The organism is Microvirga lupini (genome assembly GCF_014191055.1).
In the GTDB taxonomy this organism is placed as follows: domain Bacteria; phylum Pseudomonadota; class Alphaproteobacteria; order Rhizobiales; family Beijerinckiaceae; genus Microvirga; species Microvirga lupini_A.
Genome location: NZ_JACHWB010000003.1, coordinates 217,540 through 234,778, shown reverse-complemented (window position 1 = coordinate 234,778; position 17,239 = coordinate 217,540). Strand labels below are relative to the sequence as shown.

Genomic DNA, 17,239 nt, shown 5'->3' with positions numbered 1-17,239 from the left:
TTCCTCTCTTGGCGACGGGGGCTACGGATCAACGTTGGCCCCACGCCCGCGTTCCTCTGACCGCAAGGGCTTGGACACTTCAGTCCTTGCGGTGATCGGGCCGCTCAGACCCAGCGGCCGGAGACCTCCTGCTCCGTCGGCAGGCGACCGTCGGGCGTAAACTGGTCGACCGCATCGGGCAGTTCCTCCGACAGTTCGGACAGAAGCTGCTGGCGCGGCAGCCCGGTCTGCTGCTCCAGTTCGTCGAGCGTATCCGGCCCAAGCGCCTGCGAGAGCTCGTCCGGTGCGAGCCGCCGGTTCTGGCCCGTGCCGACCCAAGAGTCGACATGGTCGCCATAGCCGCTCTGGCGGAACTGATCGAGCAGACCACCCAGACCACCCCCGCCGAGACCACCGCCTCCACCGAGCAATCCACCCAGCAGGCCACCCAGTCCGCCCGGAAGGGCACCACTAAGACCACCCGGCATTCCGCCGCCGAGACCTCCGCCCTGTCCACCGAGCATCCCCCCAAGGCCACCTTGGCCACCCAAGATGTCCCCGAGCCCCCCGCCTTGGGCACCACCTTGCGAGCCGGAACGATAGTGCTGGAAGGCCTTTGCCGCCAGCAGCATCATCAGTGCCTTGACGATCGGCGAAGTCGCTCCGCCGCGCCCCTGCATCGAGGCACCTCCGGCTCCCGTCATGTTGCCCAGGATTGAGTCCAGCAGTCCCATCGCAATCTCCTGTTTCGTAGCGTCTCACGGCACACCGTGATGCTCCGGGCCAACAGCCTGGAGCGAGGAAAGAAGCCCGGCTAGGGCCGGGCTCCCGCGGGATGTTAGCGATCTCGATCGCTCGGATTGCCGGTGGTGCCAGTGCGGGAGACAGTGTTGCCGCGTTCATCCTCCACATCGACCTCGGTCTTACGGACAGTGTCGGAGATCGTCTCGGTGCGCTGCTCGGCTTCCTTGCGCACCACTACTTCCTCGACCACGCGCGCTTCCTTCGAGACAACAGCCTCCTCGGCCCGCTCCTCGACCTCGATAGTGCGTTCCTGGAACGGATCGCCAGCAATCGCGCCAGCCTGCGTCGTGCCGGACACCGGGCGGCGCTCCACGGCAACGCGCTCCTCGCGCAGGGTGACCTGCTCCTGCACGGGACGCTCAATCACACGTGAATGCAGGCGCACGCGGCCGCGGTTCACCTCGCGCTTGCCGACATGCAACTCCTCCTCGGCAACGGGGATCACCTCGTCGGCACGACCGGCGGCGGCGGAAGCGCGACCCGTCAGGCCGGTCGCGGTGGTGGCGCTCCCAGCCGCGGCGCTGGCGCCCGTCCAACCCTCGGAGCGCCAGGTGTTCTCACGCTCATCGAAATTCACGGTACCCTCGTCATCGAGGATGTCGAGAATCCGATCCACTTCCGCATCGGAGGCACGGACCGTTACCAAGGCGCCGCCGCGGCGAATGCCCTCGGCGTAGGCATGAGCGTCGTTCTCGTCCACACCCGCATCGACCAGAGCGCCCGCGATGCCGCCTACGGCTGCGCCAGCCCCGGCACCCACCAGAGTGGACACCAGCCATCCGGCCGCGACCACCGGACCGAGCCCCGGAATGGCCAGCATGCCGAGACCGGCAAGAAGGCCTGCGCCGCCGCCCGCTAGCGTGCCGACCGTAGCACCCGTGCCGGCGCCGTCGCTGACGTCGTCATGATGGTTGGTGCCATCGAAGGTGCGGCTGGCATGAGACGAGTAGCGCTCGCCCTCGTTGCTCGCGACAAGGCTGATGTCACCGTGCGGGATCCCTGCGGATTCCAGGCGGCGAACAGCCTCGGAGGCATCCTCGTAATTGTCAAAGAACGCTGTGATCGTCTTGCTGGTCATGTCTGCTCCACTTTCTCGGAAAGGGTGCGGCTGTGCGCTGGCACCCTGATGTTGAATGGAATGGGTGATGGAGATCGGGCTACTGGGTCTGCACGGTGCCCTTGTAGTCGATCCCGACGCTGACGGACTTGCCATCGCGCTGGGCCTTGCCGCGCCAGATGCCCTGATCGTCCTTGCGCAGATCGGTGACGTTGCTGAAGCCCTGTGCCTCGAGGCGGGAGCGCGCCTGCGCTTCGGTGAAGCTGTTGGCGCCCGGCTCGACCGCGCCCGTCGTCTGCGGGCTGTCCGCCGGCTTGTGGGTGACGGCAGGATTCGACGAGCCGCTGTTGTTCGTCGGCTGGGTCCCTGAGGTCTGGGCCATCGCCGCCGTGGTCAAGGCCGACAGGACGGCCAGAGTTGTAAAGCCGAGGCGTATCAAGGTTCTTCTCCCTGTGGTGTAAACGCGTAGCTTCTCAATGTGCGACCACGGTGACGGTTCCGACGGCTAGGCTTGTGGGCAGGAGGCCATTCCTGCGGAGGAGGCGGCGCGGCTGGTTTCGAACGATGGCCCCGATCCCTCTTCGGAGCCGGGAACTCCCTTTCCCAGCGCCCGTTGGTTGTCGCTTACCTTGAGAGGATCGATGGCCGACCCCGTCCCGAACCCGAGCATGCGCCTGGATGATCAGGAGCAGGTGCCTGTCCTTGATGACGCGCTGAGGAGCAATCCTCGAACCGTGGCGGAGGAGATCATCCCGCTCGTCGAGGAGACAGCATCAGTCAGCAAGCGCGAGGTCGTGACCGGGCATGTGCGGGTACAGACGGTCACCGACGCCGTCGAGGAGTTGGCTCGCGCGTCCGTGCAGCGGGAGGACGTTGAGGTCACCCGCGTCCCCATCGACAAGGTGGTCGAGGCCGCGCCCGAGATCAGGACCGACGGCGACGTCACGATCGTGCCGGTGCTTGAGGAGGTGCTCGTGGTCACGAAGCAGCTCGTCCTCAAGGAGGAGCTGCATATCCGCCGCCGCATCGAAACCGAGACCGTCGAGGTGCCGGTCACCCTGCGCAAGCAGCGCGCCCTCGTGGAGCGGCTGGCTCCCGACGCCCCTGACCCAGAGAAGGAGATGCCCCAATGAGTTCCGGAATGACGACAGGCTCCGCAAGCCGGCGGCTGGTGACGGCCTTCTTCGACAGCCGCACCGATGCCGAGCAGGCGATCAGCCGTCTCCATGCTGCCGGCATTGCCCGCGAGGGCATCCGCCTCACCGCCAGCGACCAGGACGGCGGTACGTCGCGTGGCACGGACACGCAGTCCTTCCCCGAGGCCAGCGCCGGCCTGTGGGACTCCTTGCGCGATCTCTTCCTGCCGGACGAGGATCGCCACACCTATGCCGAGGGGCTGCGCCGCGGCGGGTACCTGGTGTCGGTGCACGCCAGCGAGGCCGACTACGAGCGGGTAATCGACATCCTGGATGACGAGGGCACCATTGACATCGACGAGCGCTCCAGCTCGTGGCGCTCCGAGGGCTGGACGGGCACCTCGGATGTCCTGTCCGGCAGCACGGCCAATCTGACCACGGGCGCTTCCGGAGTATCTGGCACCGCTACGAGCACCGGATCCGCATTGGGTGCGGCCTCGACGGACACGGCGTCCGCGCGCACCACGGGCGGCGACGAGGTGATCCCGGTCGCCGAGGAGGAACTGCACGTCGGCAAGCGCGACGTGAGCCACGGCCGGGTCCGCATCCGCTCCTACGTGGTCGAGCGCCCGGTCGAGGAGCAGGTGACCCTGCGCGAAGAGCGCGTAGCCGTGGAGCGTCGCCCTGTCTCGGGCACGACGCAGGCCGGCACGCTCGGCGGCGACGCGTTCCAGGAGCGCACCATCGAGGTGGAGGAGCGCGGCGAGGAGGCCGTGGTCTCCAAGGAGGCGCGCGTGACCGAGGAGGTCGTGGTGCGCAAGCAAGCCGAACAGCGCACCGAGACCATCTCCGACACGGTGCGTCGTACCGAGGTCGACGTCGAGGACGAACGGGGCACCCGCGTCAGCGGCACCGGTACGAACGACGTCAAGCCGTAGCCGTCGTCCCTGCATTCCGGCGCCTTGCTTCCGCGGACCCGTCCTCCTGGAGGCGAGGCGAACATTCTCCGGAGGTTCCTCGGGGGCGAAGGAAAGGTGGGTGACCCTCGCTGCCGGGACTGCTGGACGGCCGTTCAGCCAGTTCCTCGCGATGAGGCCGATGCAGGCACGATGTCGGCTTCGCGCACGACGCGCTGGATCAGCCCTGACGCCGCCTTGATCCGGTAAAGGGGTTCGTCGTCCGGTCCGGAGGGCAGAAGGCGCAGGATCTCGTAGATCCCGGTGTTGTCGAGAAGGCGCTCCCTTGGCCGCACGAGCTGGCCGATCCCGAATCTATGGGTCATGGCGTCCGTTCCTCATCCGTGGGCGCGGCTCTTCGGCGGTGGCCCGCCCGATCCCGAAACAACCGTCGCGCTCGGCCGGGCGTTCCAACGGAGGCCGCAGGGTTCCCGTACCTTGATCCGGCCGCCCGACGGATCCGTCGATCGCAGCCAGGCGCAGCAGGTTGACACGGGAAGGATGCCGCCCTCTATTTCACACGCATGGGGGCTGCGATCCCCTCACGAGGCGCCATGCCCAAGAATCGCGTCCAGCTCTCCTTCAGCAAGGACGCGTCGTCATGCCGTCAATCAATGCCATCTCCATCGACAAGCTCGCCCGCCTGATCGGCACGCCCAAGTGCCCGGTCCTCGTCGACGTCCAGACCGACGAGGACTTTGCCGCCGACCTGCGTCTGATCCCCGGTGCCGTCCGCCGTCCGTGGTTACGGGTTTCCGAGTGGGCCCATGAGTTCACGGGCCGCTCCGTCATCGCCATCTGCCAGAAGGGTCTGAAGATCAGCCAGGGCGTCGCCGCCTGGCTCCGGCACGAGGGCATTCCCGCGGATTCCCTCGACGGCGGTGCGCTGGCGTGGGCGCAGGCGGGTCTGCCGATGGTGCCGGAGGCCGTGCTGCCGCCCCGCGATGCCCAGGGCCGCACCGTGTGGGTGACCCGCGCCCGCCCCAAGGTCGACCGGATCGCCTGTCCCTGGCTCATCCGCCGCTTCGTCGACCCGCAGGCAGTGTTCCTGTTCGTGACCGCTTCGGAGGTTCCGGCCGTCGCGCAGCGCTTTGGGGCTGCCGCGTTCGACATCGAGGGCGAGGACGTGTTCTGGAGCCACCGCGGCGAGAGGTGCACCTTCGACGTCATGGTCGAGGAGTTCGGCCTCGCGACCGAGCCGCTCCTGCGCCTCGCCGCCATCGTGCGCGGCGCCGACACGGCGCGTCCCGATCTCGTCCCGGAAGCCGCCGGCCTGCTGGCCGCCTCGCTCGGCCTCTCGCGGATGTACGCCGATGACCTCGAGCAGCTCGAGGCCGGAATAGCCCTCTACGACGCCTTCTACCGCTGGTGCCGGGATGCCACCGACGAGACCCACAACTGGCCCGTCCGGAAGCCGGGAGCCTGACATGAACGATGCTTCCATCACCATGCCGCCCCAGCGGCAGCGCGAGGCGACCCCGCACGGCGTCCCGTTGCGGGAGGCCCTCGGGGTTTGGACGCGTGTGGCGATGCTCAGCTTCGGCGGGCCGGCCGGCCAGATCGCGGTCATGCACCGCATCCTGGTCGAGGAGAAGCACTGGGTGTCCGAGCACCGCTTCCTGCACGCGCTGAACTACTGCATGCTGCTGCCGGGGCCGGAGGCCCAGCAGCTCGCCACCTATGTCGGCTGGCTTATGCACCGGACGCGCGGCGGCCTCATCGCCGGCGGCCTGTTCATCCTGCCCGGCATCGTGGCGATCATGGCCCTGAGCTGGATCTATGCCCTGTTCGGCAAGGTCGGCATCGTCTCGGCCCTGTTCTTCGGGCTCAAGGCTGCGGTCCTCGCTATCGTCTTCGAGGCGCTGGTGCGGATCGGTAAACGGTCGCTGAAGAACCGCATCCTGCTCGGCCTCGCGGCGGCGGCGTTCGTGGCGATCTTCTTCCTCAGGGTGCCGTTCCCGGTCATCATCCTCGCCGCCGGCCTGATCGGCTATGTCGGCGGCCGGGCGGATCTGGCCCAGTTCCAGGTCGGGGGAGGGCATGGGGCCGCAGGTCAGGGCCTGACCGATGCCGAAAGCGTGCTCGGCGAGGGCGTGCCGGCGCATGCCCGCCCGAGCGTCAGGGGCGTCGTGCAGGCGGCCGCGGTCTGGCTGGCGCTGTGGCTCGGCCCGGTCATAGCGATCCTGCTCGCCCTCGGCCCGGGCGACGTCTTCGGCCAGATCGCGGTGTTCTTCTCCAAGATGGCGATGGTCACCTTCGGCGGTGCCTACGCGGTGCTGGCCTATGTCGCCCAACAGGCGGTGGAGCACTACGGCTGGCTCCGGCCCGGCGAGATGCTCGACGGCCTCGGCATGGCCGAAACCACGCCCGGTCCCCTGATCATGGTGTTGCAGTTCGTGGGCTTCATGGCGGCCTTCCGCGATCCCGGGACGTTGCCGCCGCTGGTGGCCGGCACGCTCGGCGGATTGCTGGCGACCTGGGTGACGTTCACGCCGTGCTTCCTCTGGATCTTCGTCGGAGCGCCGTTCATCGAGGTGCTGCGGGACAACAAGGCCCTGAGCGGCGCCCTGTCGGCGATCACGGCTGCCGTGGTCGGGGTGATCCTCAACTTGGCGATCTGGTTCGCCATCCATACGATCTTCGCGCAGGCGCATCCCGTCGCGTGGGGGCCGATCCGGTTCGATGCTCCCGTCTTCCAGAGCGTCAACGTCTGGGCGCTCCTGCTCTCGGTCGCGGCGGTGATCGCGATGTTCCGGTTCAAGGCCGGCATGGTGCCGACCCTCGCGGCCACCTCCGCCGCGGGAATCGCCCTGTACCTCGCGGGAGCGCTCTCATGAGCGGGCCGGCCGTCCTCGGGAAGGTATAACCGCGGCCAAGGAGTCGAAAGGAATCCTGCCGAGGCGCAGGAGAGTCGGGGGCGACACAGGGAGAGCACGATGCGGATCCTGACTACGGTTGCAGTTCTTGGATTGATTGTCGGCACGCCCGTCATGGCGGCCGAGGAATGGCAGCAGCAGATCGCCAGCGGCCTCGGCAAGCAGGGTACTGAGATGCCCGGCGGCGTCTACCGCGTGGGCCTGCCCCGGACCGACCTCGAGGTCACGCTCGATGGCGTGGCGATCAAGCCCGCCCTGGCCCTCGGCTCCTGGCTCGCGTTCAAGCCGATGGGCAACGAGGTGATGGTCATGGGCGACCTCGTCCTGACGCAGGAGGAGATCAATCCAGTCCTGACCCGCCTGGAGCAGGGCGGGGTGGAGATCACCGCCCTGCACAACCATCTCCTGCGCTCCTCGCCCGCCACGATGTACATGCATGTCCATGGGCAGGGTGAGCCGAGCAAGCTGGCCACGACCCTGCGGGAAGCCCTCAACGCCAGCAAGACGCCGTTCGGGGCCGAGACCGCCGGGATCTCGCCGCAAGCCGCGACACAGGCCTCGACGACCGCATCCACGGGACAGCCGCCCGACCTCGACACGGCCGCCATCGACCAGGCGCTCGGGCGCAAGGGCAAGGTGAACGGCGGCGTGTACCAGGTGAGCGTGCCCCGGGCGGAAGCGGTGAGGGACAGCGGCATGGAGGTGCCGGAGGCCATGGGCTCGGCCATCGCCATCAACTTCCAGCCGACCGGGCCCGGCAAGGCGGCGACCACGGGCGACTTCGTGCTCACGGCCGACGAGGTGAACCCGGTCATCAAGGCCTTGCAGGCGAATGGCATCGAGGTGACGGCCCTCCACAACCACATGCTCGCCGACGACCCACGCCTGTTCTTCATGCACTTCTGGGCCAACGATGATGTCCAGAAGCTGGCCAAGGGCCTGCGGGCCGCGCTCGACCAGGTGAAGGTGGCCAAGGGGTGAGCGACGTCGCGCCGACGACCGGGCTCCGGAATTCCGGGGATGCTGAGCCGGGAACGGGCGGAAGGACCGTTCCCGAAGCAGGCCCCCGAACCCTGCCCCGCAAGGGACTCCCGCCCGACATCAGGCGGGTTCTCGTGGCGCGGTCCTTGCGTGCCTTCGGCGACGGCTACGTGGCGATCCTGCTGCCGGTACACCTGTCCCGGCTGGGCTACGATGCCTTTGGCGTGGGTCTCGTGTCGACCGCGTCCCTGCTGGGTTCCGCCCTGCTGACTCTCGCCCTCGGAATGGTCGCGTACCGGATTCCGCGGCGTCGGGCACTGCTGGCCGCGGGCCTCCTGATGGCGGCGACCGGACTGGGGTTCTCTGGGATCGAGGCGTTCTGGCCGCTGCTCGTGATCGCCTTCGTCGGTACGCTCAATCCCTCCGGCGGCGACGTCAGCGTCTTCCTGCCCCTTGAGCACACCGTCCTGTCCCATGTCGTGGCGGACGAGGAGCGGACGGCGGTGTTCGCCCGCTACAGCTTCGTCGGCGCTTTCTTCGGCGCCCTCGGGGCACTCTCGGTGGGTGTGGTCGACTGGCTCGCCCCGGTCATCGCACCGGGGACGACGTCGGCTGTTCTCTTCGGTCTCTACGGCCTGCTGGGGCTGCTCACGTTCGTGCTCTATCGCCACCTCTCACCCCAGGTCGAGGCCGGCACCGACAACCCACCCGCACCGCTCGGCCCCTCCCGCGGGATCGTCTACCGGCTGGCGGCCCTGTTCTCGGTCGATGCCTTCGGTGGAGGGCTCGTCATCAATGCGTTGCTGACACTCTGGCTCAGTGAGCGGTTCGGCATCGGCGTGGCCACCATCGGGGCGATCTTCTTCGTCACCAGCCTGTGCTCGGCGGTGTCGTACTTCGCGGCAGTGCCGCTGGCCAAGCGGTTCGGGCTGATCAACACCATGGTGTTCACCCACCTGCCGTCGAGCATCTTCCTGATCCTGACCGCCTTCGCGCCGACGATCTGGGTCGCGTTCGGGCTGCTGATCCTGCGCAGCCTGCTGTCCCAGATGGACGTGCCGACCCGCTCCTCCTACGTCATGGCGGTGGTCCGGCCGGAGGAGCGCCCCGCTGCCGCGAGCGTGACGGCGGTGCCCCGGAGCCTCGCGTCGGCCGTCGCCCCGCTGCTGTCGGGCTGGTTGCTGACGATGTCGCCGTTCGGCTGGCCGCTCGTTCTCGCCGGTACCCTCAAGGCTCTCTATGATCTGACGCTGCTGCGGCAGTTCTCGGCGATCAAGCCGCCGGAGGAACGCTGATGCGGTTCGTGGCTGGCGTTCCTTGCCATCCTGCGGGGAGGTCGATGCACATCCCGACGAAGCGATTGTTGTGGTTGGCGGCATTGGCGGCGGCGTTCATCACCGCAGCCTGGCTGCTCGGCATGGCCTACGTTCTCACCGATTGATCCCAGGATGGCTTCCACCGCGGCAGGAGCGAGACTCCTTGCCTCAGCTCCTGCCGACCTGCGCGAGCATCGCGGGGACGATCGCGCGGTGGAACGGCCTCACCGCGGCGAGGTAGAGCCGCCCGAGGCGGTTCCTCGTGCGCACGAAGGTCGTGGCCGTGACCCGCCGCCCATTCCCCTCCGGCGCGACATCGACCACGACCCGGAAATCGAGGTGGGCGTCGTCGAACCCCATCACCACCCGCTCCGGAGAAGCGCTCACGACAGGGAAGATGCCGATCCGCTCCGCGCCTATCGGCGCACCGCGCTTGAGTCCGAACGGCGTGACGGCGAGGTTGCGCAGCATGAGGAGACCGTCCACCCACCGGGGCCGCCGCTCCACCATCCGCCGCGCCGCCTGAAGCGCATCCAGGGGTTCGGCGACCTTGACGGAGTAGGCGTCGCTAAAGTCCGCGTCGGGGAGTGGGACATCGCCGGCAACCGCCGGGGCGCCGCTTCGACTGGTCATGATCGTCCGCCCCGCAGGAGAACCTGGAGTGCACTCTACCCGACGTAGCCTGCCGATGCACGTCGACCGTCGTCCATCACCGGCAGTGGCTTTCGCTACCGGATGCTGGTCCACGGTTGCGGGTCTGCTTTGGCAGCGGTTGATGGTAATCTGCACGCGACCCGGACAAGGACATCGGGATCGCAGTCCCGCCATGGTAGACACGGCAGATACCGCTCATGTCATCATTCGGCCGCCGCTCGCGTGGGCGCTCGCCATCGTGGCCGGGTCCGCGCTGGACTGGCTCGTGCCCCTGCGGTTCTTGCCGGACGGCCTGCCGGTGGGCTTCCTCGGCGCGATGGTGTTCGTCCTCGCGCTGGCGCTGGCCGCCTGGGCCATCATGACGATGACCAGGGCCGGCTCGAACGTCCCTACCAACCGGCCGACCACCGCCATCGTCGAAAGCGGACCGTACCGCTTCACGCGCAACCCCATCTACCTCGGCATGTTCCTCGGTCTGGTCGGCTTGGCCATCGCGCTCGACACGCTCTGGCTGCTGCTGATGCTGGTACCCTTCGGGCTCGTCATCCGCTACGGCGTCGTGGCCCGCGAGGAAGCCTATCTCGAGCGCAAGTTCGGCGAAGTCTACCGCAGCTACCGCTTGCGCGTCCGACGCTGGCTGTAGCGGCCCACCCTGATGGGTTCGGATCCTCAGCGAATGGGACGGCCATGTCCCGGAGGCGCGGGGATCATCGGCGGGTCGAAGACGAAGGCCCTGGCCCGTTCCTCGTCGGTGGGAACGAGGCCGATCAGCCGCCCGAATCCGGTCTTATCGATCTCGTACTCGGCCGGGAGGACAAGCAGGATCAGGATCACGGCGGCGGAAGCCGCGGCAAGGGCGACCGAGCCTGCTAGCTTGCGTGAGGAGGGCAGAGGTTGGCGGCGATTGGCGGGATCGATCATGACAAGGCCGTCGCCGGTGCCGCGAGGTCAACGAAGCCCTGCACGAGCATGACGATTCCGAGCGTGGCCACGAGTCCCGCCGAGGCCAGAGGCAGGCGCCGGAGCAGGCGGTCCGACAGGTTGATCCGCTTCGAGGCGTGATGCACGCCCCAAGCGGCGGCAACGCCGATGGACACCATGGTGATCGCCAGCCCCAGGCTGAAGGCGGCCACCGTCGCGGCTCCCAGCGTGAACTGGCCGAGCTGGAGGCAGATCAGCAGCACTGTGATCGAGGCCGGGCAGGGGATCAGGCCGCCGGTGATGCCGAACAGCGCAATCTCGCCCGTGGTGACCTGGCCCCCGTTCGCCGCGAGCTGGCGCGCGATCTGCTCGGCGTGCTCGCGCTCATGAGCGTCCTCGTCATGGTGGGCATGATCATGATGATGATGTCCGTGATCGTGCTCGGCGAAGGTCACGTTGTAGGTATGGGCATGATCCCCGTGCACCAGCCGCACCCTGGCCGCGAACTCGTGCGGCTCCGGGATCTCGCCCGCGGATTCGAGGTAGCCGTCCCGCGCGACGAAATGAAAGCGCTCGCCCGAGCCGCTGCCGCGATCGGTCTCGACCAGCACGTCCTCGGCCTTCCACGCGTTGCCGCTGACCGTGAGCAGGCGCCAGCGGGGCCGCACGCCGTCCTCGAAGATCGAGAGCTCCACAACACCATGCCCCGTGTCGATGGTCCGGACCTCGTCCTGATGATGGTGATCGTCGTGATCATGGTGCCCATGGCCATGGTGATGGTGCCCATGATGATGCCGCCGGAACCAGCCGAGGCTCTGGCCCGTGCGCCAGAACATCCAAGTGGCGATGCCCAGGATGATCACGCCGGAGGCGATCAGCAGGCAGGCCTCGAAATGCGAGTTCAGGATTTCCTTGCCGAGCGACAGGCCGAGCATGGCCACGACCCAGACGACGAGCGAGTGGGAGAGGGCGGCACACACGCCGAGCAGGACGGCTTGGCCGATGGTGCCGCGGATCGCCACGATGTAGGCGGCCATCATCGTCTTGGAGTGGCCAGGCTCCAGCCCGTGCAGGGCGCCGAGCAGGACCGCAAAGGGAAGGTACAGCCAGCCGTTGCCACCGGACTGAAGAAGTTGAGCAATATCGGGCATTGTTCTTGGTTTTCCAGCAATGTCTTGCGACGGCAATCGTCATTCAGCCGCCGGGAAAAGGTTCATTTCAGGTAGGTGCGGACCACCTCGATGAGCTCGGCCGCACCCTTGGCCCGTTCCGGATCCGGCTCATGCGCCGGGTCAACGACGTGGTTGCGGATATGGTCCTCCATCAGCTCCGCCGTCAGGCCGTTCACGGCCCCGCGAACCGAGGCGACCAGCATGAGCACGTCGGCGCAGCCGAGCTCGGCCTCAAGCGCCCGCTCGATGGCTTCCACCTGGCCCTTGATCCGGCGGACCCGGCCGAGAAGCTTCGTCTTTTCCTTGATCGTGTGGGACATGCCGCCTCCTCGCTCATTACTTGCATCATATAGGGGGCTACCCTATCTGTGTCGAGCGCAATGTTTGCCGCAGGCGAGGAAGAACCGTGAAGAAAGACAACCCCTGCATTTCCGTGTGCGAGTTCGATGGCCGGACCGGCTGGTGCCTCGGCTGCGGACGGACGATCCCGGAGATCCGGGAATGGCGGAAGCTGACGCCGTATCGGCGCACGGCCCTGCTGCGGGAGCTTCCGCGGCGTGTGAAGCAGGTCCGGACAGACGGCCGACCGAATCCGAAAGCTGGGAAGCGGCGGAACTTTCTCCCCGAACCATCATCATCCCCGACAGTCTGAGGTGCCACCATGCTCGATGTTCTCGCCAACCGCACCTATCGTCACCTGTTCGCAGCCCAGGTCATCGCACTCGCCGGCACCGGCCTGCTGACGGTCGCGCTCGGCCTGCTGGCCTTCGAACTCGCCGGGGCGGACGCAGGCGTGGTTCTCGGCACCGCGCTGGCCATCAAGATGGTCGCCTATGTCGGCGTGGCGCCCGTCGTTGGCGCCTTCGCCAACCAGCTTCCCCGCCGCGCCTTTCTGGTGGCGATGGACCTCGTGCGGGCAGGGGTCGCCCTGCTGCTGCCGTTCATCACCGAGGTCTGGCAGATCTACGTCCTGATTTTCCTGCTGCAATCGGCCTCGGCGGCGTTCACGCCCACGTTCCAGGCCACCATTCCCGACGTGTTGTCGGACGAAAAGGACTATACCCGGGCGCTCTCCCTTTCCCGTTTGGCCTATGACATGGAGAGCCTTCTCAGCCCGGCGCTGGCGGCCGCCCTCCTGACGGTCATCAGCTTCCATTGGCTGTTCGGCGGCACGGTCGTCGGCTTCCTGTGCTCCGCCGCCCTCGTCCTGTCCGTGCGGCTGCCGCAGCCAGTTGCCTCCGAGCGGAAAGGCGGGATCTACGACAAGACCACACGCGGCCTGCGGATCTATCTCAAGACGCCGCGTCTGCGGGGCCTCCTGGCCCTCAACCTCTCGGTCGCCGCGGCGGGAGCGATGGTCATCGTCAACACGGTGGTGATCGTCCGCGGTGTGCTGGGCCTGCCGGAGGACGATGTTGCGGTGGCACTGGCCTGCTTCGGCGGCGGCTCGATGGCGGCGGCGCTCCTCCTGCCGCGCGTCCTCGACAAATTGCCCGACAGGGCCGTGATGCTGCCGGCCGCGACCCTGCTGGGCGTGGTGCTCCTGGCGTTTGCCGTAGCCACATGGAGCGGGACCATTGGATGGCCGGCACTGCTGATCGCCTGGACGCTGCTGGGGATTGGCTATTCAGCCGTCCAGACCCCGACGGGACGCCTGTTGCGGCGCTCGGCCCAGGCCGAGGATCGTCCGGCTCTCTTTGCGGCACAGTTCGCCCTCTCGCATGCCTGCTGGCTCCTGACCTATCCGTTGGCCGGCTGGCTTGGGCGTGAGGTTGGCGTTTCCGTGACCTTGGCCGTCCTGGGACTGGTCACCCTGATCGGCTTCGGTCTGGCGGCGTGGCTATGGCCGACTCACGATCCCGAGGAGATCGCGCATGCCCACCCGGACCTGCCGCCGGACCATCCGCACCTGCGGGAGCACCGGGATCACGGCCACGCCCATGCGTTCGCGATCGACGACCTGCACCGGCATTGGCCCGCCCGGCCGACGGGACGGGATTCGTCGCCGGCCTCAGGAAGGACATGATCCTCTCCCATTCCCTGCCGCCTTGCAGTGGACGGGTTCCACCCTACCTCCTGGTGTCCGCCCCCGTGCCCGTTAACCGCCGATCAACCCCGCGATCCCTAAATCCCCCTCATGACGAGAGCGTCCCTCCTGAATGGCCTCCGCCTCATCATCGCCCTCGCGGTGATGCTGAGCGCGTTGCCGTTCCTGCGCGGGGCGCCGTCCATGCACGAGGTCGCATCGGCCCAGGTCATGGACGGCGTCGCGTCCGCTGGTCTGGTGGACCAGCTCGGTCACGGGCACAGCGATGACGACGATGACGCCGATCCGGATCACCGGCCCGGCCACGGTCCCGAGCACAAGGATCACTCCCACGTCACGATGGGGCTCGCGGCCCCGCCAGCGTCCCTGAAGGCCCCGGACGGCAAGTTCCTGCGCCTATGGGAGCAGGGCCGTTCGCCGTCCCACCTGACGTTCCGTCTCGACCGGCCACCGTGTCCTTCGTTCGTCGCCTGATCCCGCAGGTCGCCTGACCGCGGCCTTTCTCCACGAACGAACAACGGACCATCCCTATGCACAGACCTCTTCCCGGAGGCTGGTCGTGGCCGCCTGCCGTGCGCCCGCCGACCGCCTTCCTCGCGCTCGCCGCAGCCCTCCTGGTGCTCCCGCTCTCCGGCCAGGAGGCCCTCGCCCATGCCGTCGCCGAGGGCGACAAGGGCTACATCCAGGAGATCACCGGGGTTCACCTGATCCCCTTCGTCTATCTCGGTGCCAAGCACATGGTGACCGGCTACGACCACATCCTGTTCCTGCTCGGGGTGATCTTCTTCCTCTACCGGGCCAAGGACATCGGGCTCTACGTCAGCCTGTTCGCCCTCGGCCACTCCGTGACGATGATCTTCGGTGTGCTCTACGGGGTCAGCGTCAGCGCCTACCTGATCGACGCCATCATCGGCTTCTCGGTCGTCTACAAGGCCCTCGACAACCTCGGTGCCTTCCAGCGCTGGTTCGGCTTCCAGCCCAACACCAAGCTGGCCACCCTGGTCTTCGGCCTGTTTCACGGCTTCGGCCTCGCGGCGAAGATCCAGGAATACGACGTCGCCCCTGACGGGCTGCTGCCGAACCTGCTCGCCTTCAATGTCGGGGTGGAGATCGGCCAGCTTCTGGCGCTGTCCGCGATCCTGATCCTGATGGGCTACTGGCGCCGCACCGACGGTTTCTTCCGCCACGCCTACACCGCCAACGTCGCCATGATGAGCGCCGGCTTCGTGCTGATCGGCATGCAGCTCACGGGCTACTTCGTCGCGACTCCCGCCACCTGAACCCTCGAACTCAAGGAACACACCGATGTACAACACCGACATGCCGTCCCGCGCCGAACTCCCGTCCTCGGCCCAGCTCTTGCGCTCCACCGCCATCGCTGCCGGGGTCGCCGCGGCGCTCCTCGTCACGGTGGTCCTGCCGGCCGAGTACGGCATCGACCCGACGGGCGTCGGGCGCGCCCTCGGGCTCGCCGAGATGGGCGAGATCAAGACCCAGCTTCACGACGAAGCCGAGGCCGACCGGGCCAAGGACCAGGCGGGCCAGACGCCGGCGGCTCCCGTGGTACCAGCCACGCCCGCTCCGGAGCAGCGCTCCAGCCTGCTCGGCCCCATCTTCGCCCAGCTCGTCATCGGCTCGGCACACGCCCAGACCTCGGCGGCCGCCAAGGCGCAGGAGATCTCGGTCACCCTGAAGCCCGGCGAGGGCACCGAGGTCAAGGCCGACATGAGGAAGGGTGCCAAGCTGACCTATTCCTGGAAGGTCGAGGGCGGCACGGTCAACCACGACACCCATGGCGACGGCCCTGGCGGCAACGAGACCTCGTACTCCAAGGGGCGCGGCGTTCCCGGCGACGAGGGCGAACTCACGGCTGCCTTAGACGGCAACCATGGCTGGTTCTGGCGCAACCGCGGCTCCGCTCCGGTCACGGTGAAGCTGACCGCGAGCGGCGACTTCGGCAGCCTCAAGCATGTGAAGTAGCCGGGCTTCCCTGCGGGCTCCCTCCCCGGAGCCCGCAGGGACCCGTCATGGTTTCCCCCATGGAACACTGGCTTGAATACCTCGGGTTGGCGGGAACGGCCTTCCTGTCGGCGACGATCTTCCCGTTCCAGTCGGAGGTGGTCCTGTTCGGCATGCTGATCGCCGAGCACTACCAGGTCTGGCTGCTGGTGCTGGTCGCAAGCCTCGGCAATATCCTGGGTTCATGCGTGAACTGGTTCCTCGGGCGCTTCATCGCGCACTTCGAAGGTCGGCGCTGGTTCCCGGTCACCAGGGAGCAGGTCGCCAAGGCCGAGGGCTGGTATCACCGCTACGGGCGCTGGACGCTGCTCCTGTCGTGGGTGCCGATCATCGGCGACCCGCTCACCATCGTCGCAGGCGTCCTGCGTGAGCCTTTCCCGGTGTTCCTCGCCCTGGTAGTGGTGGCCAAGACCGCCCGCTACCTCGCAGTCACCGGGCTCACGCTGGGTTGGATGTAGCCATGGAGTTCCTGATCGCGGTCCAGGGATGGATCCGACAGTCGATCACGGCAGATCTCAACGCCTTCGCGGCGACCCGCGACTGGGCGACCCTGGTCCTCATCCTGCCGCTCGGGATCGCGTTCGGCGCCGTTCATGCGCTCACGCCGGGCCATGGCAAGACGGTCCTCGCCTCGTACCTGGTCGGCTCGCGCCTGGCGGTCCTCCGTGGCGTCGGCGTCGCCGGGGCGCTTGCCCTGACGCACGTCGGCTCGGCCGTGATCATAGCGCTCACCGCCGCCCCGCTGATCACGCGCACCCTTGGCGGCGCCGGGCAAGCCCCGCTGCTGGAGGCCTTGAGCCGGGGCCTGCTGGGGCTGATCGGCCTGTGGTTCCTCGTTCGGGCCTTCCGGGGCCAATCCCATCAGCATCGCGAAGGCCTGATGGTCGGCGTCATCGCCGGGCTCATTCCGTGCCCGCTTACCCTGTTTGGCATGTTCCTTGCCATGGCCCGCGGAGTGCCCGAAGCCGGGCTCACGTTCGCCTTGTCCATGATGACGGGGGTTGGTCTGACCCTTGCCGCAGTCGCGGCGCTCGTCATCCTGGGGCGTGACTGGTTCGTCGGCATTGTGGCCGGCCACGGCGCTGCCATGCAACGCACGGCACGGATCCTCGAGGGCATCACCGGCGCGATGCTCATCATGATCGGCCTCAACGAGTTCTGGCGCTAGATGTGGCGCTCCGGAAGGCGGGGCCTCTTGGGCACGATGAGCCCCGACAGGGCGCGGCAGGCTGCTCCAGCCTTCGAGGTCCAGGCCCTGATCTGCTGGAAACCGGTCTCCGGTTCGTTCGTTGCTTATGGTGCGTGATGCTTGGCTTGGAGG

Annotated in this window: 22 protein-coding genes; 14 read left to right on the top strand and 8 right to left on the bottom strand. The window is 67.7% G+C overall.

All coding sequences use genetic code 11. From position 1 onward, the window contains the following. Positions 1–104: 104 nt before the first annotated feature. The 3 genes from FHR70_RS12585 to FHR70_RS12575 form a co-directional block, all read right to left on the bottom strand. On the bottom strand, positions 105–713 hold the full coding sequence (locus tag FHR70_RS12585) for a YidB family protein (protein ID WP_183450649.1): 609 nt from the start codon (positions 711–713) through the stop codon (positions 105–107). Between the two features lie 104 nt (positions 714–817). Beyond that, positions 818–1,861 carry a YsnF/AvaK domain-containing protein gene (locus tag FHR70_RS12580; protein ID WP_246408132.1) on the bottom strand — a complete coding sequence of 348 codons (1,044 nt, stop codon included), beginning with the start codon at positions 1,859–1,861 and terminating at the stop codon, positions 818–820. Positions 1,862–1,940: 79 nt separating this feature from the next. After that, positions 1,941–2,279: a PepSY domain-containing protein gene (locus FHR70_RS12575; protein ID WP_183450647.1), complete on the bottom strand. Its 339-nt coding sequence runs from the start codon at positions 2,277–2,279 to the stop codon at positions 1,941–1,943. A 202-nt stretch (positions 2,280–2,481) separates the two neighbouring features. On the opposite strand from FHR70_RS12575, the gene FHR70_RS12570 reads away from it, so the two are divergent. Continuing rightward, the gene (locus FHR70_RS12570; RefSeq protein ID WP_183450645.1) at positions 2,482–2,973 is read left to right on the top strand and encodes a YsnF/AvaK domain-containing protein; all 492 of its coding nucleotides are present in this window, start codon (positions 2,482–2,484) and stop codon (positions 2,971–2,973) included. Then, positions 2,970–3,914: a YsnF/AvaK domain-containing protein gene (locus FHR70_RS12565; protein WP_246408130.1), complete on the top strand. Its 945-nt coding sequence runs from the start codon at positions 2,970–2,972 to the stop codon at positions 3,912–3,914. Before FHR70_RS12570 ends, FHR70_RS12565 begins: the two co-directional genes overlap by 4 nt. 134 nt (positions 3,915–4,048) lie before the next feature. On the opposite strand, the gene FHR70_RS12560 is transcribed toward FHR70_RS12565, so the two are convergent. Continuing rightward, positions 4,049–4,258: a hypothetical protein gene (locus tag FHR70_RS12560; protein WP_183450643.1), complete on the bottom strand. Its 210-nt coding sequence runs from the start codon at positions 4,256–4,258 to the stop codon at positions 4,049–4,051. 275 nt (positions 4,259–4,533) lie between these two features. Between FHR70_RS12560 and FHR70_RS12555 the strand changes: the two genes are divergently transcribed. The 4 genes from FHR70_RS12555 to FHR70_RS12540 all read left to right on the top strand — a co-directional run bounded on the left by FHR70_RS12555 (position 4,534) and on the right by FHR70_RS12540 (position 9,084). Further along, the gene (locus FHR70_RS12555) at positions 4,534–5,358 is read left to right on the top strand and encodes a chromate resistance protein ChrB domain-containing protein (protein ID WP_183450641.1); all 825 of its coding nucleotides are present in this window, start codon (positions 4,534–4,536) and stop codon (positions 5,356–5,358) included. A 1-nt stretch (position 5,359) separates the two neighbouring features. Then, positions 5,360–6,769, top strand: a complete 1,410-nt coding sequence (chrA, locus tag FHR70_RS12550; protein ID WP_183450639.1) for a chromate efflux transporter — start codon at positions 5,360–5,362, stop codon at positions 6,767–6,769. Between the two features lie 99 nt (positions 6,770–6,868). Beyond that, positions 6,869–7,789 carry a DUF1259 domain-containing protein gene (locus FHR70_RS12545; RefSeq protein WP_183450637.1) on the top strand — a complete coding sequence of 307 codons (921 nt, stop codon included), beginning with the start codon at positions 6,869–6,871 and terminating at the stop codon, positions 7,787–7,789. 146 nt (positions 7,790–7,935) lie between these two features. Continuing rightward, positions 7,936–9,084, top strand: coding sequence for an MFS transporter (locus FHR70_RS12540; protein ID WP_246408128.1), 1,149 nt, complete (start codon positions 7,936–7,938; stop codon positions 9,082–9,084). Between the two features lie 189 nt (positions 9,085–9,273). Here the strand turns inward: FHR70_RS12540 and FHR70_RS12535 are convergent, their stop codons facing one another. Further along, positions 9,274–9,738: a DUF2867 domain-containing protein gene (locus FHR70_RS12535; RefSeq protein WP_183450635.1), complete on the bottom strand. Its 465-nt coding sequence runs from the start codon at positions 9,736–9,738 to the stop codon at positions 9,274–9,276. A 142-nt stretch (positions 9,739–9,880) separates the two neighbouring features. Here FHR70_RS12535 and FHR70_RS12530 point away from each other — a divergent pair, with 142 nt between their 5' ends. After that, positions 9,881–10,402 (top strand): methyltransferase family protein, encoded by a 522-nt coding sequence (locus FHR70_RS12530; RefSeq protein WP_246408126.1) that lies wholly within the window; start codon positions 9,881–9,883, stop codon positions 10,400–10,402. A gap of 26 nt (positions 10,403–10,428) precedes the next feature. Here the strand turns inward: FHR70_RS12530 and FHR70_RS12525 are convergent, their stop codons facing one another. From FHR70_RS12525 to FHR70_RS12515, 3 genes are all read right to left on the bottom strand, one after another. Further along, the gene (locus FHR70_RS12525; RefSeq protein ID WP_183450633.1) at positions 10,429–10,680 is read right to left on the bottom strand and encodes a hypothetical protein; all 252 of its coding nucleotides are present in this window, start codon (positions 10,678–10,680) and stop codon (positions 10,429–10,431) included. Then, on the bottom strand, positions 10,677–11,831 hold the full coding sequence (locus FHR70_RS12520) for a HoxN/HupN/NixA family nickel/cobalt transporter (RefSeq protein ID WP_183450631.1): 1,155 nt from the start codon (positions 11,829–11,831) through the stop codon (positions 10,677–10,679). The genes FHR70_RS12525 and FHR70_RS12520 overlap by 4 nt, the downstream gene beginning before the upstream one ends. 62 nt (positions 11,832–11,893) lie before the next feature. Next, positions 11,894–12,172 carry a metal/formaldehyde-sensitive transcriptional repressor gene (locus tag FHR70_RS12515; RefSeq protein ID WP_183450629.1) on the bottom strand — a complete coding sequence of 93 codons (279 nt, stop codon included), beginning with the start codon at positions 12,170–12,172 and terminating at the stop codon, positions 11,894–11,896. A gap of 86 nt (positions 12,173–12,258) precedes the next feature. Between FHR70_RS12515 and FHR70_RS12510 the strand changes: the two genes are divergently transcribed. From FHR70_RS12510 to FHR70_RS12480, 7 genes are all read left to right on the top strand, one after another. Next, complete coding sequence (locus FHR70_RS12510; RefSeq protein WP_183450626.1) at positions 12,259–12,504, top strand: DUF1289 domain-containing protein; 246 nt, start codon at positions 12,259–12,261, stop codon at positions 12,502–12,504. A 9-nt stretch (positions 12,505–12,513) separates the two neighbouring features. Continuing rightward, positions 12,514–13,878: an MFS transporter gene (locus FHR70_RS12505; protein WP_183450624.1), complete on the top strand. Its 1,365-nt coding sequence runs from the start codon at positions 12,514–12,516 to the stop codon at positions 13,876–13,878. 111 nt (positions 13,879–13,989) lie between these two features. Then, positions 13,990–14,373 (top strand): hypothetical protein, encoded by a 384-nt coding sequence (locus tag FHR70_RS12500; protein WP_183450622.1) that lies wholly within the window; start codon positions 13,990–13,992, stop codon positions 14,371–14,373. 56 nt (positions 14,374–14,429) lie between these two features. Beyond that, positions 14,430–15,179 (top strand): HupE/UreJ family protein, encoded by a 750-nt coding sequence (locus FHR70_RS12495; protein WP_183450620.1) that lies wholly within the window; start codon positions 14,430–14,432, stop codon positions 15,177–15,179. A gap of 25 nt (positions 15,180–15,204) precedes the next feature. Continuing rightward, complete coding sequence (locus FHR70_RS12490; RefSeq protein ID WP_183450618.1) at positions 15,205–15,879, top strand: transmembrane anchor protein; 675 nt, start codon at positions 15,205–15,207, stop codon at positions 15,877–15,879. A 47-nt stretch (positions 15,880–15,926) separates the two neighbouring features. Continuing rightward, entirely contained in the window at positions 15,927–16,376 is a 450-nt protein-coding gene (locus FHR70_RS12485) for a YqaA family protein (RefSeq protein WP_246408124.1), read from the top strand. A 2-nt stretch (positions 16,377–16,378) separates the two neighbouring features. Beyond that, complete coding sequence (locus FHR70_RS12480) at positions 16,379–17,086, top strand: ABC transporter permease (protein ID WP_183450616.1); 708 nt, start codon at positions 16,379–16,381, stop codon at positions 17,084–17,086. Positions 17,087–17,239 lie beyond the last annotated feature (153 nt).

Bases quoted from the DNA above. Each gene is read 5' to 3' on its own strand.
- FHR70_RS12570 (WP_183450645.1), top strand. From the start codon at position 2,482: ATGGCCGACCCCGTCCCGAACCCGAGCATGCGCCTGGATGATCAGGAG.
- FHR70_RS12485 (WP_246408124.1), top strand. From the start codon at position 15,927: ATGGTTTCCCCCATGGAACACTGGCTTGAATACCTCGGGTTGGCGGGA.
- FHR70_RS12520 (WP_183450631.1), bottom strand. From the start codon at position 11,831: ATGCCCGATATTGCTCAACTTCTTCAGTCCGGTGGCAACGGCTGGCTG.
- FHR70_RS12490 (WP_183450618.1), top strand. From the start codon at position 15,205: ATGTACAACACCGACATGCCGTCCCGCGCCGAACTCCCGTCCTCGGCC.
- FHR70_RS12525 (WP_183450633.1), bottom strand. From the start codon at position 10,680: ATGATCGATCCCGCCAATCGCCGCCAACCTCTGCCCTCCTCACGCAAG.
- FHR70_RS12535 (WP_183450635.1), bottom strand. From the start codon at position 9,738: ATGACCAGTCGAAGCGGCGCCCCGGCGGTTGCCGGCGATGTCCCACTC.
- FHR70_RS12585 (WP_183450649.1), bottom strand. From the start codon at position 713: ATGGGACTGCTGGACTCAATCCTGGGCAACATGACGGGAGCCGGAGGT.
- FHR70_RS12565 (WP_246408130.1), top strand. From the start codon at position 2,970: ATGAGTTCCGGAATGACGACAGGCTCCGCAAGCCGGCGGCTGGTGACG.
- FHR70_RS12500 (WP_183450622.1), top strand. From the start codon at position 13,990: ATGACGAGAGCGTCCCTCCTGAATGGCCTCCGCCTCATCATCGCCCTC.
- chrA (WP_183450639.1), top strand. From the start codon at position 5,360: ATGAACGATGCTTCCATCACCATGCCGCCCCAGCGGCAGCGCGAGGCG.
- FHR70_RS12555 (WP_183450641.1), top strand. From the start codon at position 4,534: ATGCCGTCAATCAATGCCATCTCCATCGACAAGCTCGCCCGCCTGATC.
- FHR70_RS12545 (WP_183450637.1), top strand. From the start codon at position 6,869: ATGCGGATCCTGACTACGGTTGCAGTTCTTGGATTGATTGTCGGCACG.
- FHR70_RS12515 (WP_183450629.1), bottom strand. From the start codon at position 12,172: ATGTCCCACACGATCAAGGAAAAGACGAAGCTTCTCGGCCGGGTCCGC.
- FHR70_RS12580 (WP_246408132.1), bottom strand. From the start codon at position 1,861: ATGACCAGCAAGACGATCACAGCGTTCTTTGACAATTACGAGGATGCC.
- FHR70_RS12495 (WP_183450620.1), top strand. From the start codon at position 14,430: ATGCACAGACCTCTTCCCGGAGGCTGGTCGTGGCCGCCTGCCGTGCGC.
- FHR70_RS12480 (WP_183450616.1), top strand. From the start codon at position 16,379: ATGGAGTTCCTGATCGCGGTCCAGGGATGGATCCGACAGTCGATCACG.
- FHR70_RS12560 (WP_183450643.1), bottom strand. From the start codon at position 4,258: ATGACCCATAGATTCGGGATCGGCCAGCTCGTGCGGCCAAGGGAGCGC.
- FHR70_RS12530 (WP_246408126.1), top strand. From the start codon at position 9,881: ATGGTAATCTGCACGCGACCCGGACAAGGACATCGGGATCGCAGTCCC.
- FHR70_RS12505 (WP_183450624.1), top strand. From the start codon at position 12,514: ATGCTCGATGTTCTCGCCAACCGCACCTATCGTCACCTGTTCGCAGCC.